This is a genomic window from Bradyrhizobium zhengyangense, assembly GCF_022012555.1.
Lineage (GTDB): Bacteria > Pseudomonadota > Alphaproteobacteria > Rhizobiales > Xanthobacteraceae > Bradyrhizobium > Bradyrhizobium zhengyangense.
Genome location: NZ_JAKLTZ010000001.1, coordinates 1,038,232 through 1,054,158, shown reverse-complemented (window position 1 = coordinate 1,054,158; position 15,927 = coordinate 1,038,232). Strand labels below are relative to the sequence as shown.

Genomic DNA, 15,927 nt, shown 5'->3' with positions numbered 1-15,927 from the left:
GGTTACTCCGCGGCCTCAGCGGGCGCGATGCGGCGGGAGTGCCGGGCCTGCTCGTCGTAGCTCTTCTGCCAATCGGACGGCCCGTTCGAGGGCGAGATCTGCACCGCCGTGACCTTGTATTCCGGGCAGTTGGTGGCCCAGTCCGAATAGTCTGTGGTGATGACGTTGGCCTGCGTGTCCGGGTGGTGGAAGGTGGTGTAGACGACGCCAGGCGAGACGCGGTCGGTGATTTCAGCGCGCAGCGTGGTCTCGCCGGCCCGGCTCGTCAGACGCACCCAGTCGCCGTCGCGCACGCCGCGGAGCTCGGCGTCGTGCGGATGGATCTCGAGCCGGTCCTCGCCATGCCAGACCACGTTCTCGGTGCGCCTTGTCTGCGCGCCGACATTGTACTGGCTGAGGATGCGGCCCGTGGTGAGCAGCAGCGGGAAGCGGGGGCCGGTGCGCTCGTCGGTTGCGACATATTCGGTGACGATGAACTTGCCCTTGCCGCGGACGAAGCCGTCGATATGCATCACTGGCGTGCCTTCCGGCGCCTTCTCGTTGCAGGGCCACTGCACCGAGCCGAGTTCGTCGAGCTTGGCGTAGGAGACACCGGTGAAGGTCGGCGTCAGCGCCGCGATCTCGTCCATGATCTCGGAGGGATGGCTGTAGTTCATCTCGAAGCCCATCGCCTTGGCGAGGCCGATGGTAACCTCCCAGTCGGCCATGCCGTTCTTCGGCGTCATCACCTTGCGCACGCGCTGGATGCGGCGCTCGGCGTTTGTGAAGGTGCCGTCCTTCTCGAGGAAGCTCGAGCCGGGCAGGAAGACGTGAGCGTAGTTCGCGGTCTCGTTCAGGAAGAGGTCGTGGACGATGACGCACTGCATCGCCGACAGCGCCGCCACGACGTGCTTGGTGTTGGGATCGGACTGGAGAATGTCCTCGCCTTGCACATAGAGGCCCATGAACGTGCCTTCGATAGCAGCATCGAACATGTTGGGAATGCGCAGGCCCGGCTCCGGGTTGAGCTTGACGTTCCAGAGCGCCTCGAACTGGTCGCGCACGGCATCGCCCGAGATATGACGATAGCCGGGCAGCTCGTGCGGGAACGAGCCCATGTCGCAGGAGCCCTGCACGTTGTTCTGGCCGCGCAGCGGGTTCACGCCGACGCCGGGACGGCCGATATTGCCGGTCGCCATCGCGAGGTTCGCAATCGCGATCACGGTGGTCGAGCCCTGGCTGTGCTCGGTGACGCCGAGGCCGTAATAGATCGCACCGTTGCCGCCGGTGGCGTAGATGCGGGCGGCTTCGCGCAGCACGTTCGGATCGACGCCGGTCAGGATCGCGGTCGCTTCCGGGCTGTGCCTGGGCTGGGCCACGAAGGCGGCCCATTCCTCGAATTCGCTCCAGTCGCAGCGCTCCCGCACGAAGGCTTCGTTGACCAGCCCCTCGGTGACGATGACATGTGCCAGCGCCGTCACGACGGCGACGTTGGTGCCGGGCATCAGCGGCAGATGCAGCGCCTTCACATGCGGCGATTCCACCATCTCGGTGCGGCGAGGATCGATCACGATCAGCTTTGCGCCTTGGCGCAGCCGCTTCTTCAGGCGGGAGGCGAACACGGGGTGAGCCGAGGCCGGATTGGCGCCGATGATGACGGCAACGTCGGTGTCCTCGACCGAGTCGAAGTCCTGTGTGCCGGCCGAGGTGCCGAAGGTCTGGGACAGGCCATAGCCGGTCGGCGAGTGGCAGACGCGGGCGCAGGTGTCGACGTTGTTGTTGCCGAAGCCGGCGCGGATCAGCTTCTGCACCAGATAGGTTTCTTCATTGGTGCAGCGGGAGGAGGTGATGCCGCCGATGGCATCGCGCCCGTACTTCGTCTGGATGCCGCGCATCTTGGCGGCGGCAAACGAGAACGCCTCGTCCCAGGACACCTCCTTCCAGGGATCCTCGATCCGCTCGCGGATCATCGGCTTGAGAATGCGTTCCTTGTGGTTGGTATAGCCCCAGGCGAAGCGGCCCTTGACGCAGGAATGGCCGCGATTGGCCTTGCCGTCCTTGTACGGCACCATGCGCACCACTTCCTCGCCGCGCATCTCCGCCTTGAAGGCGCAGCCGACGCCGCAATAGGCGCAGGTGGTGACGACGGAGTGCTCGGGCTGGCCGATCTCGATCACGGATTTTTCCGTCAGCGTTGCGGTCGGGCAGGCTTGCACGCAGGCGCCGCAGGACACGCATTCGGAACCAAGAAAGCTCTCGCTCATGCCGGGCGAGACGCGGCTGTCGAAGCCGCGGCCAGAAATGGTCAGTGCGAAGGTGCCCTGCACCTCTTCGCAGGCGCGGACGCAGCGCGAGCAGACGATGCACTTCGAGGGATCGTAGGTGAAGTAGGGGTTGGACTCGTCCTTCGGCATCCAGGCGGGATTGACCTCGCCATGGGTCTTGGCGAAGACGTGGTTCTCGCCCTCATAGCCGTAGCGTACTTCGCGCAAGCCCACCGCGCCGGCCATGTCCTGCAATTCGCAATCGCCATTGGCGCCGCAGGTGAGGCAGTCGAGCGGATGGTCGGAGATGTAGAGCTCCATCACGCCCTTGCGCAGCCTCTTCAGCCGTTCGCTCTGGGTGTGGACGACGAGGCCGTTCAGCACGGGCGTGGTGCAGGAGGCCGGCGTGCCGGCGCGGCCCTCGATCTCGACGACGCAAAGCCGGCAGGAGCCGAACGCGTCGACCATGTCGGTCGCGCAGAGTTTCGGGATCTGGTGGCCAGCATCCATCGCGGCGCGCATGATCGAGGTGCCCTCGGGCACCGTGACCTCGTTGCCGTCGATGGTCAGCGTGACCATCGTGGTCGATTTGGAACGCGGCGTGCCGAAGTCGATTTCTTCGATCAGAGACATTGTCGTTCTCCTATTCCGCGGCCTGAAGCGTGGTCGGGGCCGGGATAAAATCTTCCCGGAAGTGCTTCAATGCGCTGAGCACGGGGTAGGGCGTGAAGCCGCCGAGTGCGCAGAGCGAGCCGAATTTCATGGTGTTGCAGAGGTCTCCGACCAGCGCGAGGTTTTCAGCCACGCGTTCGCCGTTGATGATCTTCTCGATGGTCTCGACGCCGCGGGTCGAGCCGATCCGGCAGGGCGTGCACTTGCCGCAGGATTCGACGGCGCAGAATTCCATGGCGAAACGTGCCTGCTTGCGCATGTCGACGCTGTCGTCGAACACGACGATGCCGCCATGGCCGATCAGGCCGTCGCGCGCCGCGAAGGCCTCGTAGTCGAACGGCGTGTCGAACAGGGCGCGGGGGAAATAGGCACCGAGCGGGCCACCGACCTGCACCGCGCGCACCGGGCGTCCCGTGAACGTGCCGCCGCCGATGTCGTCGACGAGCTCGCCCAGCGTCACGCCGAACGCCGTCTCGAACAAGCCGCCGTGGCGGATGTTGCCCGCGAGCTGGATCGGCATCGTGCCCCGCGAGCGCCCCATGCCGAAATCGGCATAGGCCTTGGCGCCTTCGGCGAGGATGAAGGGGATGGCCGCAAACGACAGCACGTTGTTGATGACGGTCGGTTTGCCGAACAGGCCGTAATGCGCCGGCAGCGGCGGTTTTGCGCGCACCAGGCCACGACGGCCTTCGAGGCTCTCCAGCAGCGAGGTCTCCTCGCCGCAAACGTAAGCGCCGGCGCCGACGCGCACTTCCATGTCAAAGCTATAGGTCGAACCGCCGATCTTGTCGCCGAGATAGCCGCCACGCCGCGCTGCCTTGATCGCGGCATTCATCGCCTCGACCGCATGCGGATATTCGCTGCGGATGTAGATGTAGCCTTTGGTGGCGCCGACGGTGATGCCGGCGGTGGTCATGCCCTCGATGACCAGGAAGGGATCGCCTTCCATGATCATGCGATCGGCAAAGGTCCCGCTATCGCCTTCGTCGGCATTGCAGACGATGAATTTGCGGTCGGCCTTGGCCTGCGCCACCGTCTTCCATTTGATGCCGGTCGGGAAGCCTGCGCCGCCGCGGCCGCGCAGGCCCGACGCCGTCACTTCGTTGAGGATCGCGTCCGGGCCGAGCGACAGCGCGCGCTCAAAACCTTTGTAGCCGCCATGGGCGCGGTAGTCGTCGAGCGAGCGCGGATCGATCACGCCGCAGCGGGCGAAGGTGAGGCGGGTCTGGCGCTTCAGCCAGGGGATTTTGTCGGCGATGCCGAGCCGCAGGGCGTGCGGACCATTGTTCGCCATGGATTCAAGCACGGAGGCGACGTCCTCGGTGCCGACGGGGCCGTAGGCAACGCGGCCCCCAGGCGTCGCCACCTCGATCATCGGCTCCAGCCAATGCAATCCGCGCGAGCCGGTCCTGATGATCTCGATCGACAAGCCACGCTGCTGCGCGATCTGTTCGAGCGCTGTGACGACTTCATCGGCACCGACTGCAACGGCCGTCGCATCCCGGGGAACGAAAATCTTCATGTTCATCGCTGCGCCTCCGCAACCAGCGCATCGAGGCGCTTCTCGTCGAGCCGGCCGACGAGGCGACCGTCGAGCATCGCCGACGGCGCGGTCGAGCACAGGCCGAGGCAGTAGATCGGCTCCAGCGTGACCCGATCATCCGCTGTGGTGTTGCCAAGCGAAACGCCGAGCTTCGATTCAGCGCGCGCGGCCAGCGCATCGCCGCCGGCGGCCTGGCAGGCCTCGGCGCGGCACAGCTTCAGCACGTGGCGGCCGGCCGGCTTGTGGCGGAAGTCATGATAGAACGTAAAGACGCCATGGACCTCGGCGCGCGACAGGTTCAGCGCCTGCGCCACCATGGGAATCGCGGCCTCCGGCACGAAGCCGAATGCTTCCTGGAGAGCGTGCAGAATCACCAGCGTCGCGCCTTCCTGGCTGGCATGTTCGGCGATGATCTCCGCGCCGCGCGTCTCGTCCCAAGGTTCAAAAACCGCTGTCATTCTTCGTTCTCAGATTGAGCGTCCCTTTCGCGCAAACTATTTGGAATCATTCGAAGATCAATAAAGCTGTCTCATGCTGCGATTGCGAATTCAGATCGATTGGAAAGTGCAATCGATCGATACGATCGCGTAATGAAACTTGTATCGAGTGCCGGTTTTTGCGTGTTGGCGCAGGCCCGGCGTGATAGCTTGCATGCCACGATGGAATTCGAGAGGACGGACGGTTGATCGACAAGCTTGAACTGCTGCTGGCGCTGGCCAAAGAGCGGCATTTTGGACGGGCGGCAGAAGCCTGCGGCGTCACCCAGCCGACCATGTCGACCGGGCTGAAGCAGCTCGAGGAGATCCTCGGCGTGATGCTGGTCCAGCGCGGCTCCCGTTTCCAGGGTTTCACCCCCGAGGGCGAGCGGGCGCTCGACTGGGCGCGGCGCATCGTCGGCGATGCCCGCGCCATGCGCGACGAGATCAACGGACTGAAGCATAAGCTCTCCGGCGAGATCCGCATCGCGGCGATCCCGACGGCGCTCGGCATGGTTGCGTCGCTGACGACGCCGTTCCGTGCGCGGCATCCCGAGGTGCGTTTCAGCATCCGCTCGACGACCTCATCGGAGGTGCTGGGACTTCTCGAAAATCTCGAGGTCGATGCGGGGCTGACCTATATCGAGAACGAGCCGATCGGCAAGGTGCGCACCATTCCGCTCTACAACGAGAGCTATCGCCTGCTCACCGCGCCCGACGGGATGTTCGGGGACCGCGAGACGGTGACCTGGACCGAGGTCGGGCAGGTGCCGCTGTGCCTGCTGACGCCTGATATGCAGAACCGCCGCATCATCGACCGTGCGCTGCGCTCGGTCGGCGCCGAGGCGACGCCGACGCTGACCTCGAACTCGCTGCTGGTGCTGTTCACCCACGTCAAGACCGGGCGGTGGGCGAGCGTGATGCCGGCCAAGCTCGCCGAGACGCTCGGCCTGTCCGACAAGGTCCGCACCATCCCGATCGTCGACCCCGAGGTCAATTACAGCATTGGCCTGGTGATCCCGCAGCGTGATCCGATGACGCCGCTGATTGCAGCACTGGTCAATATCGCCCGCGAAGTGGCGCCGACGTTGCAATCGTAAGATTCAGGCCGCCGCCGATATCCCGGACGCCGCCTTGATGGCGTCGCGCGGTAGCGTCACGCGGACGACGGTGCCGACTTCCAGCCTGGAGCGCAGCTTCATCGAGCCGCCATGGAGCTGTGCCAGCGAGCGGGCGATTGCGAGCCCGAGGCCGGAGCCGTGATAGGTCTTGGTGAGCTGGCTCTCGACCTGCTCGAACGGACGGCCGAGCCGCGCCAGCGAGTGCGGCGCGATGCCGATGCCGGTGTCGGCGATCATTAGCACGATCCTGTCCTCGAGCTGCCGGCTGCGCACCACGATGCGGCCGCCGTCGGGCGTGAACTTCACGGCGTTGGAGAGCAGGTTGACGACGATCTGCTTGGTGGCCCGGCGGTCGGCGACGACGGCGATCGATTTCTCGATGTCCGCATCCAGCGTGAGGTTCTTGTCCTGGGCCCGGCCGGCGACGACGCGTAAGGATTCGGCCAGCGTCCGCGACAGGTCGAGCTCTTCCATGTCGAGCTTCATGCGGCCGGCCTCGATCTTGGACATGTCGAGGATGTCGTTGATGACCTCGAGCAGGTAGTGACCGCTGGTCAGGATGTCGTGGCAGTATTCCTGATACTTCTCGCTGCCGAGCTCGCCGAACATGCCCGAGCCCATGATCTCGGAGAAGCCGATGATGGCATTGAGCGGCGTGCGCAGCTCGTGGCTCATATTGGCGAGGAACTTCGACTTGGTCTGGTTGGCTTCCTCGGCGCGGGTCTTTTCGCGCTGGTACTTCTCGGCGAGGTCGGCAAGCTCGATGGTCTGGCGCTCCAGCGCCGCCTGCGAGCGCTTGAGGTCGATGACGGTGGCGCGCAGGCGCAGATCGTTGTCGACGAGCTTCTGCTCGTGCTCCTTGATGCGGGTGATGTCGGTGCCGACAGAGACGTAGCCGCCGTCCTTGGTGCGGCGCTCGCTGATATGCAGCCAGCTGCCGTCGTCGAGCTGGGCCTCGAAGGTGCGGGCGCCCGGACCCTGGCTCGAGTTCTCGTTGTGGCGGGTGCGGACCTCGGGCATGCGGCCGACTTCCAGCACGGTCTCGTAGGAGGTGCCGGGGATCACCGCGGTGTCAGGCAGCTTGTGCAGGCGCTGGAAGTGCGAATTGCAGAGCACGAGGCGGTCGCTGGCGTCCCACAGCACGAAGGCTTCCGGAATGGTCTCGATCGCATCGCGCAGCCGAAGGTCGGCTTCCACGGTGCGCTCGGCGAGGCTCTTCTGCTCGGTGATGTCGACTGCGATGCCGATCAGGTGCATGCCGGCATCGCTGGCGCCGCGGGTCCGCTCGCAGCGGACGCGGAGCCAGATCCAGTGGCCGTCGACATGCTGCATGCGGAAGGTCTGGTCGATGTGGTCGATCTTCCCGGAGATCAGCTGGTCGGCGATCGCGAACAGGTCGATGTCGTCGGACTTCACCAGCGCGTTGACCTCGCCGAAGGTGAGCAGCTCGTTGCGGCCGTCGAGGCCGAGCATCGAGAACATCGATTGCGACCAGAAGATCCGGCCGCGCGACAGGTCCCAGTCCCACAGGCCGCAGCGGCCGCGGTTGAGCGCGGTGTCGATGCGGCCGCGCACCGCGTCGTTGATCAGGTCGCCTTCCCTGGCGCGGGTCGACTGCCAGTGGAATGCGAAGCCGAGGATCAGGACGACGAAGCCTGTCGTCGCCGACAGCGTCACCGACAGCGCCGCGTCCGAACCCCAGATCGGCTCGTTGCGCTCCTGGATCACCGTGACGAGACCCGGCAGCGACTTGATCGGCCGCGAGGTCGCCAGCGCCGCATTGCCATCGGGCAGTGTCATGTCCACGACGTTGTTGTCGCGCGGCGGCGCCGCGAGCAGCTGTGCGGTGGTGATCGCATCGAGCAGGCGGTCGTTGCCGGCTGGATCGCTGTCGATCGGAATGCGGGCGAGGATGCGGCCGTTGACGCCGGCCGAGGTGACGACGACATGGCGGCCCGAGAGCCTGGACTTCGTCGGGATCATGTCGGGCAGCAGCGTCGGCAGGTTCTCGATGGTCTTCAGCCGCTCTGCGCGGACAGAGGCGGCGCGGTCGATCCGCTCGGCGAGCAGTTCGGCGAGCATCGAGATGTCGTTCTGGATCACCAAGCGCTTCTGGCGCGTCTGGTCGACGACCTGAACGAACGCGCCGAGGCAGATCGTGATGAGGAAAGCGATGATGAGCGTCGGCACGGCGCGACGTAGCGCCGGCTCCGCGATCAGGAGCCGATGATAGGCAGGTTTCGCGATCGATTGCGCCAATCCCTTGATCGAATCGGATTGGACGCACGCGTTCGCGGCGTCTGCACGCGCCATGCCTTCGGCCCCCTGAAAACCTGTCTGCAACTAAGTTCGAAAGCAGCCCCACAACGCTTTCGAATCACAGCGATTTGAATCCAGTTTGCGCAGGCTGTCGAGAGTCAACGAAAGGTTAACGCGAAATAATTCTTATCCAATGCAGAGTTTGCGCGCGTTCTACTCCGCAAACTCACGTGCATCGGGAGTCCGAAACGAGAACGTGTGACTCCTCGCGTTCCGCCTCACGCGCGCGGCGGCTCGGCGTGGCTGATGACGCGCTTCACGCTCGGGAACGCACGGCGCAAGCGGCGCTCGATCGCATCGACATGCTCGTGCACCTTGATCACGCTCATCGACGGCGTGGCGCGGCAGTGGAAGTTGACGATCTCGCCGGCGTCGGTGTTGCGGACACGCACATTATGGATGTCGTGGATCTCGCCGCCGGCGGCATATTCGGTCAGCGCGGCGGCGATGGTCTGCACCCGCTCCGTCACGGCATCGACGCCGAACGGCAGTTCCGGTTCCAGCGGCTCGATATGGACGTCGACTTCGACGTCAGCGCCGAACTCCTCCTGGATGCTGCGTTCCAGCGTGTTGGCGATGTCGTGGGCGGCCTCGAGCTGCATGCCGGCGTCAACCTCGAGGTCGATGCTGACGATCAGCTTGGCTCCGAGATCGTGCACCGTGACGTGGTGGATGGCGAGGCCTGAATTATGTGCGATCACCATGATGCGATCGCGCACGGTCTCGTTGTCGCGCGCGACCGGCACCGCAGTGAAGGTGAGGTCGGCATCGTCGAACGCCTTGCTGACGGCGGCCTCTGCGTTGCGCTTGATCTCCTCGACGCGGTCGATCGGGTAGGTCCTGGGTACCTTGACGATGCTGTCGATGAAGGTGGTCGCCCCGACCATGCGCACGCGCAACCGGTCGACGTCGATCACGCCGGGCACGCTGCGAATCGCGGCGGTGGCCTTTTCCTGTGCCCCTTCCGGGGCGCGGTCGACCAGCGTGTGCACCGTTGAGCTTGCCATCCGCAGGCCGAGCAGGGCGATCATCACCGCCACGGCCGCGGCGGCGGCCGCGTCACCCCACCAGAAGCCGAAGGCCGCGAGAACGAGGCCGACGATGACGGCGCACGAGCCCATCACGTCGGACGCAAAGTGCAGCGCATCCGCAGCCAGGGCCTCGCTCCTCGTCTCTCGCGCGGCGCGGTGCAGGGCGCGGGCGCGCCAGAGGTTGACGAGGATGTCGATCACCAGCACCACGAACGGCACGGCCGAGATCGTCGGCGGCGGAGTTCCCTCGCGCAGCCGGCTGTAAGATTCGACCAGGATGCCGCCGGCCAGCACATAGAGCAGCGCGGTCACGCCAAGCGCGGAGATGCTCTCGAGCTTGCCGTGGCCGTAATGATGCTCGTCGTCGGCCGGCTTGTCCGACACCCGCACCACCGCCCAGGTGATGATGGTCGCGACCAGGTCGATCGAGGAGTGCAGTGCCTCGGAAATCAGCGCCAGCGATCCGATCGCAATGCCGACCACGAACTTGGCCGCCGCCATGCCGCCGCTGGCGAGGATCGAGATGGCCGCGACCGATGTCTTGTCATGTTGTCCGCTCATGGCGCAGGATTTAGCAGGGCATTCGCGAACATCAAGCGACGATCCACAGACGTAGTCGCGAGTGAGTTGCAGGAGCGAATGCGCCCTGAAGTCCCGTCATTCCGGGACGCCGCAGGCAAACCCGGAATTTCGAGATTCCGGGTTCGATGCTTCGCATCGCCCGGGAATGACATGATCCTACACGGTCACCACGATCTTCCCCAGATGCTTGTTGGCCTCCATGTGCTCGAACGCCTTGTCGATGTCGTCGAAGGCGTACACCTTGTCGATCGGCAGCTGGAGCTTTCGCGATTCCACTGCGCCCCAGATGTCCTTCCTGACCTCCTCGAAGATCGTGCGGACCTCCTCGATGCTGCGGGTGCGGAAGGTGACGCCGATATAGGAGATACGGCGGGCGGCATGGAGGTCGAAGTTGAAGTCGGCATGGGTGCCGCCGAGCCGGCCGACATTGACGATGCGGCCCAGGATCTTCGTTGCAGCTAAGTTCTGGTTGGCGACCTTGCCCGAGACCTGGTCGACGATGAGATCGACGCCTTCGCCGCCAGTCGCCTTCAGCACCTCCTCGACCCAGTTGGCATCGGAGGAATCGACCGAGAGGTCGGCGCCGTAGTCCTTCAGCCGGCCGCGGCGATAGGGATCGGTCGAGGAGCCGATCACGAGCTTTGCGCCCTTGAGCTTTGCAATTTGCATCGCCATCAGCCCGACGCCGGAGCTGGCGCCCTGGATCAGCACGGCCTGCCCCGGCTGCACCCCGCCCACGGTAACGACGGCATTGTGCATCGTGGCGAGCGCGACGGGCAGCGTGGCGGCTTCCTCGAAATTCATGTTCGAGGGCGCGCGGAACAGCCGGCCGTGGTCGGCGAGCGTGTACTCCGCGAATGCCGCGCCGCCCGAACCCATGATGCGGTCGCCGACCTGTAAGCCCTTCGCATCAGGTCCAAGCTCGGCCACTTCGCCAGCCCATTCCATGCCGAGCACGGTGCCGGCGCCGCCGGCCGCGCCGTGGGCGTGACCCTTGCGCATGCCGGTGTCGGCGCGGTTGAGACCACAGGCACGGACCCTGACGAGGACCTGCGTGCCCTTAGGCGTTGGTTGAGCGACGTCGGAAATCCGAGCGCCTTCAGCACCGTAGACATAAGCCTTCATGAATTGCTCTCGCTTCTTGCAGTGACTATTCCGCCGCTTCGCGCTGCGGCTGAACGATCATCCCTTCGAGCCGGCCGCGAATGATCGCCTCTGCTTCGCGCACGATGCGGGAGATCAGCTCGCCGCAGCTCGGGATGTCCTGGATCAGGCCTTGCACCTGGCCGGCCGACCAGATGCCTTCGTCTGAATTGCCTGTCGCATAGACCATCTTGCCGCGGGCTCCCGCAACGAGCTCGCGGATATCCTCGAACTTGGCGCCTTCCTTTTCCATCGCGACGACCTTGGTCGAGATCTCGTTCTTGGCGACGCGCGAGGTGTTGCGCATGGTGCGGAAGATCAGCTCGGTCTCGCGCTCGTCATTGGCGACGATCTTTTCCTTGATGAGCTGGTGGATCGGGCTCTCCTTGGTCGCCATGAAGCGGGTGCCCATGTTGATGCCCTCGGCGCCCAGCGCGAGCGCGGCGACGAGGCCGCGGGCATCGGCAAAGCCGCCGGAGGCGATCATCGGGATCTTGACCTTGTTGGCGGCGGCCGGGATCAGGATCAGGCCGGGGGTGTCGTCCTCGCCGGGATGGCCGGCGCATTCGAAGCCGTCGATCGAGATGGCATCGGCGCCCATGCGCTCGGCCGAGAGGGCGTGGCGCACGCTGGTGCATTTGTGCACGACCTTGACGCTGTGCTTCTTGAATTCGTCGACATGCTCCTGCGGCTTATTCCCGGCGGTTTCGACCACCTTGATGCCGGCCTCAATGATGGCGGCGCGGTATTCGGCATAGGGCGGCGGCTTGATCGCCGGCAGGATGGTGAGGTTGACGCCAAACGGCTTGTCGGTGAGGTCGCGGCAGCGCGCGATCTCCTTGGTCAGATCCTCCGGCGTCGGCTGGGTCAGCGCGGTGATGAAGCCGAGCGCGCCGGCATTCGCGACGGCGGCGACCAGCTCGGCGCGGCCAACCCATTGCATGCCGCCCTGGACGATCGGGTGCTCGACGCCGACGAGTTTTGTGAACCGTGTTTGCAGCATGACGTTTCCCCCTGGGTGGCCCGCAGGCTCTGTTATCGGTTGATGACAGAGGATGCCGCCGGGGTGGGGAAATGTCTATTGCGGGGCGTGCGGTGAGGGCGGGGCGGCATGCAGGCGATGAGGGTGATTCCGCAGGGCAGACAATTGGAGATCCGGTGCCTTTTGGTGCGAGCTCTTTCCTCGCACACGGTCGTCATACCCCGCGAAAGCGGGGTATCCAGTACGCTGCGGCTTCTCGCTTCTAGCCTCGCGGCCTCTGGATACTGGATTGCCCGCTTTCGCGGGCAATGACACCGAGTATGGAGGTATGGAGCGAACAGCTACTCCGCTGACAGCCGCACCAGCTGGCGACCGCCGTTCATTTCCTTGAGGGCGTTAACGAAGTTTTCCGGGCGCTGCCAGCGGTTGGGGACCTTGAGGCCCATGTACTCCGCGATGTCGCCGATGAAGCCGGTGCAATTGGTGGTCTCGGCATTCCAGACCGGCGAGCTTGCCTTCAGCTTCTCGATGTGGGCGAACACGCGCTTGGCGTCGGCTTCGTTCAGGTAGACGCGATAGCTCGCGGTCAGATAGTCAGGGTCGAGATCGCCGTAACTCGCGCCGGTCTCTGATGGCACCCAGGTGAAATAGCCGAGCACGTAGGACCAGGTGTCACCGGCCGGCGTCAGGCCTGCGACCTCGACGGCGCGCTCGCTGGTCTTGCCGTACCACACGAAGGCATGGCCCCAGCTCGCCGCCGTCCGCGCGCGGAAGTCGACGTAATAGGGGCCTTTCTCCGCCCGCGTGACCGAGCGCCGCGTCGCTTGCGCTGTGGAGCGCGATGCGGTGTCGGTCGAGACAAGCGCACTGGCATCGGCCATGCGCTTGTTCGATTCGTGTTTCGCTTCTTGGGCCGAAGCCTGCGGCATCATGCATGCGATCATGGTCGCAAGCGCGAGGCCCGCAAGGATGCAGGATCCCGATCGATCACGTTTGTTGGTCACGCAACGCCCCTTCGACTGTCGGCCGCTTACGCAAATCTTGCGCGTGGTTCGCTGGGCGCCTCAGTAGCGCGCAGCAACCGGGCCCGGCGCCTTGCCGATCGGGGCCTTGCCAACAGGGCCCTTGCCGATGGGCATCTTGCCGATCGGGGCCTGCTCGGCCGGATAGACCGGCACGGGCTGGCGGCGCGGCAGGTCCGCAGCGCTTGCAGCCGTCACCAGAGCAAGCGTCGCACCCAGAACAAATACAATCTTCTTCACAGTCATACCCCTAGCAGGTTTGGTCCAAACACGGCCGAGCCGTGCCCCCAGACACGCCTTCCACATGGGCGGCCGAATGCGACCAAGTTGCGGCACATCAGCGACATGTTGGCGGCATCTCCTGGGCGCGCGCAGATGTGATGTGGGTCGGAATGTTTCGCAATCGTCAGCGATCGGCGCTCAGCCGAAAATGCATCTCGATCTTTGCCGGCGATGGCTCGCTTCCAGTGCGCCACGGCGAGAAGCCGGGCGTGGGATCCGGATCGGACGGAAGATCGATCGACCAGCGTTGCGTGGGCACATCAGGCAGTGTCAGGCTGACGGCGCGGTGGCGCGTCTTGTACATCAGCGTAACAGTGGAAATGATCGCTTTGCGGTCACCGTCATGCGCGCGCCAGTTCGGCGGCAACATGGCGTTGGCATAGCCTGACGCTTCCTCGACCTCGATGTGCACGTCCTCTTCCTTGTCCGGCAGGGTCATGCCCGGGGGAAGCCGAAACTCGACCTGGAGCGTCATGAAGCCGTGGCTGAGATTGGGCGAGCGGATCAACTCGTACCATCCCCAATAGCCCAGCCCAGCCACGACGAGCAGCACAGTGATGGCGAACGGGAAGGAGAGCCGGGTGGCGCCGGGAGGCGCCGCATCTGGGATCTCTCCAGCAGGTGCCGGCGCCGCGTTGCGGACCAGGCCGAAGCGCACGAACAGCCAGACGCCGGCGATCAGGCCGACCACGCCTCCGATCGGACCGATGTCGAAGAAGGCCCCCATGGCGATGCCGCCGTCGCGGTCCGGTCCCGCCAGCATGACCACCAGGGCAGCCAGGCCGGACCAGCCGGCGAGAGCGCCGAGCAGGCCGGAGAGGATGCCGAGAATGATGCGCATGTGCACTTGGTCGCGCGCAGATTTATCGCGGTTCGAACCTGACAGTCATTTCAGCCTTCACCCGATCCGGTTCAGGCTGTTGCGGATGGTCGAGAAGATGCCGCCGATGTCCTTGCGCAAGGCGTCGAGGGCGTTGAAATTGTCGAAGATGCGGGCGAGGCGGTCTTCGACCTCGCGCTTGCTCTTGGTCAGCGCATCGACGCGCGAGGTGAGGGTGACATCGCCGCTCGCCTCGATCTCGCCGACGGTCTTGGCGAGCAGATCGCGGGTGGCGCTGACCTCGGCGATCATGGCCTCGATGCCGAACACCGGCGCCTTCAGCGGCACGAGATCGGCCTGCGATTTCGACATTTCCGCCTTGAAGGCGTTCAGCGTCGCCAGCGTCTCCTGCAAGGCGCCGAGACGCTGGCGCGACTGGAGTACGAAATCGTTCAGCGCGTTCTGGCGGTCGACGAGGGTCCTGCCGTCAGGGTCGGTCTCGACCTCCGCGAGCGAGCGTTCGAGCTGGGCCTGGCGCTGGGCGAGCTCCTCGAAATCGAGCCGGATGCTTTTCAGGATGTTGGCGCTGTCGTCGATGCGGGCGAGGCGCTGCTCGATCTCGTTCTTGTTTTTCGAGAGCGTTTCGACGCGTGCGTTGAGCGGCGCCTCGCCGCCGGTCTCGATCTCGTCGACGGTCTTGGCGAGACGATCGTGGCTGAGGCCGAGCTCGCCGATTAACGCGTTGATGCCGGCGTCGGACGAGCGCAACGGCACCAGCTCGGCATGGGATTTCGCCAGATCTTCCTTGTACTGGTTGAGTGTCGCGAACGTACCCTGCACTGCGTTCACCCGGCCGAGCAGCGTCGATACGTCGCGCGCAATATCTTTCAGCCGGTCGGCGAGGTTGTTCTTGCGGTCGTCGGTTTCGAGGTCGAGCAGCGCGCGTTCGAGCTGGTTCTGGCGGTCGCGGATCTCGGTGAAGACGGGCTCGACTGCGCGGCGCTGATCGGCGACCTTGCCGACCATCTCGCGCACCGTCTGCTGGCGGCGGCGGATCTCGGCCAGCTGATCTTGCATGTCGGTGGACTGGTTGCGGCCCTGCTGAAGCAGCGCTCGTTGCTCGGTCTCGCCAAGCTTGTCGTGCAGTGCGGAGACAGCCTCCCTGGGATCGCTCTCGATCAGGTGCTGAACGGTGGCGTCGAGGTGATTTTGCAGGGCGTGCGCGACGACGACGTCTTCCCGGGTCTTCTTGAGGCGGTCGCGCAAGCTGTCGAGGCGGCGGTCCTGGCGTGAGAGCCGAAAGACAGAGGCGCCGATCAGCGCCAGTCCGACCACGACGATCGCGCCGGCCGCGATGCGCTGCGGCACCGGCAGCGCGATGAAGGCGGCGGGCAAATGGGTGACGTCGTAACCAAACGCCTGCGGGGCGAGGAACGCGATGGCGGCGAGCAGGACAAACCAGGCAACCAGGAAAAACAGCCACATGCCGACGCCCTCACGCCCGCGCACATTTTCGCCATAATTGCTATTGGAGAGCGCAACCGAGATCAAGGGGCGCGCGGGCTGCCGGACGCGTCAGAAGGCGCCATCCACAGCTGGGCGCGTCGATATCCTCCATCGTCCTTCCGGGGCGGCGCGTAAGCGCCGAGCTACGGTGCGCAATTGCGCACCGTAGTTCGCGACTTTGTCGC

Annotated in this window: 12 protein-coding genes; 1 reads left to right on the top strand and 11 read right to left on the bottom strand. The window is 65.1% G+C overall.

Annotation, left to right across the window (positions count from 1 at the left end; all coding sequences use genetic code 11):
* Positions 1-2: 2 nt before the first annotated feature.
* The 3 genes from fdhF to L6639_RS04915 are packed head-to-tail and all read right to left on the bottom strand — an operon-like array spanning position 3 to position 4,916.
* Positions 3-2,876 (bottom strand): formate dehydrogenase subunit alpha, encoded by a 2,874-nt coding sequence (fdhF, locus tag L6639_RS04925; protein WP_237859281.1) that lies wholly within the window; start codon positions 2,874-2,876, stop codon positions 3-5.
* Positions 2,877-2,886: 10 nt separating this feature from the next.
* On the bottom strand, positions 2,887-4,443 hold the full coding sequence (locus L6639_RS04920; RefSeq protein ID WP_237859280.1) for a formate dehydrogenase beta subunit: 1,557 nt from the start codon (positions 4,441-4,443) through the stop codon (positions 2,887-2,889).
* A complete protein-coding gene (locus L6639_RS04915; RefSeq protein ID WP_237859279.1) occupies positions 4,440-4,916 on the bottom strand; it encodes a formate dehydrogenase subunit gamma in 477 nt (158 codons plus the stop codon). Before L6639_RS04915 ends, L6639_RS04920 begins: the two co-directional genes overlap by 4 nt.
* Before the next feature lie 224 nt (positions 4,917-5,140).
* Between L6639_RS04915 and L6639_RS04910 the strand changes: the two genes are divergently transcribed.
* Positions 5,141-6,034, top strand: a complete 894-nt coding sequence (locus L6639_RS04910; RefSeq protein WP_237859278.1) for a LysR family transcriptional regulator — start codon at positions 5,141-5,143, stop codon at positions 6,032-6,034.
* 3 nt (positions 6,035-6,037) lie between these two features.
* On the opposite strand, the gene L6639_RS04905 is transcribed toward L6639_RS04910, so the two are convergent.
* The 8 genes from L6639_RS04905 to L6639_RS04870 all read right to left on the bottom strand — a co-directional run bounded on the left by L6639_RS04905 (position 6,038) and on the right by L6639_RS04870 (position 15,721).
* The gene (locus tag L6639_RS04905) at positions 6,038-8,368 is read right to left on the bottom strand and encodes a PAS domain-containing sensor histidine kinase (protein WP_237859277.1); all 2,331 of its coding nucleotides are present in this window, start codon (positions 8,366-8,368) and stop codon (positions 6,038-6,040) included.
* 224 nt (positions 8,369-8,592) lie between these two features.
* Positions 8,593-9,966, bottom strand: a complete 1,374-nt coding sequence (locus tag L6639_RS04900) for a cation-efflux pump (protein ID WP_237859276.1) — start codon at positions 9,964-9,966, stop codon at positions 8,593-8,595.
* A gap of 177 nt (positions 9,967-10,143) precedes the next feature.
* Positions 10,144-11,112 (bottom strand): quinone oxidoreductase family protein, encoded by a 969-nt coding sequence (locus L6639_RS04895; RefSeq protein ID WP_237859275.1) that lies wholly within the window; start codon positions 11,110-11,112, stop codon positions 10,144-10,146.
* A gap of 25 nt (positions 11,113-11,137) precedes the next feature.
* Positions 11,138-12,133 carry an NAD(P)H-dependent flavin oxidoreductase gene (locus L6639_RS04890; protein ID WP_237859273.1) on the bottom strand — a complete coding sequence of 332 codons (996 nt, stop codon included), beginning with the start codon at positions 12,131-12,133 and terminating at the stop codon, positions 11,138-11,140.
* Between the two features lie 320 nt (positions 12,134-12,453).
* Positions 12,454-13,116 (bottom strand): hypothetical protein, encoded by a 663-nt coding sequence (locus tag L6639_RS04885; protein WP_237859272.1) that lies wholly within the window; start codon positions 13,114-13,116, stop codon positions 12,454-12,456.
* A 60-nt stretch (positions 13,117-13,176) separates the two neighbouring features.
* The gene (locus L6639_RS04880; protein ID WP_237859271.1) at positions 13,177-13,380 is read right to left on the bottom strand and encodes a hypothetical protein; all 204 of its coding nucleotides are present in this window, start codon (positions 13,378-13,380) and stop codon (positions 13,177-13,179) included.
* A gap of 160 nt (positions 13,381-13,540) precedes the next feature.
* Entirely contained in the window at positions 13,541-14,257 is a 717-nt protein-coding gene (locus L6639_RS04875; RefSeq protein WP_237859270.1) for a hypothetical protein, read from the bottom strand.
* Positions 14,258-14,314: 57 nt separating this feature from the next.
* Positions 14,315-15,721: a coiled-coil domain-containing protein gene (locus L6639_RS04870; protein WP_237859269.1), complete on the bottom strand. Its 1,407-nt coding sequence runs from the start codon at positions 15,719-15,721 to the stop codon at positions 14,315-14,317.
* Positions 15,722-15,927 lie beyond the last annotated feature (206 nt).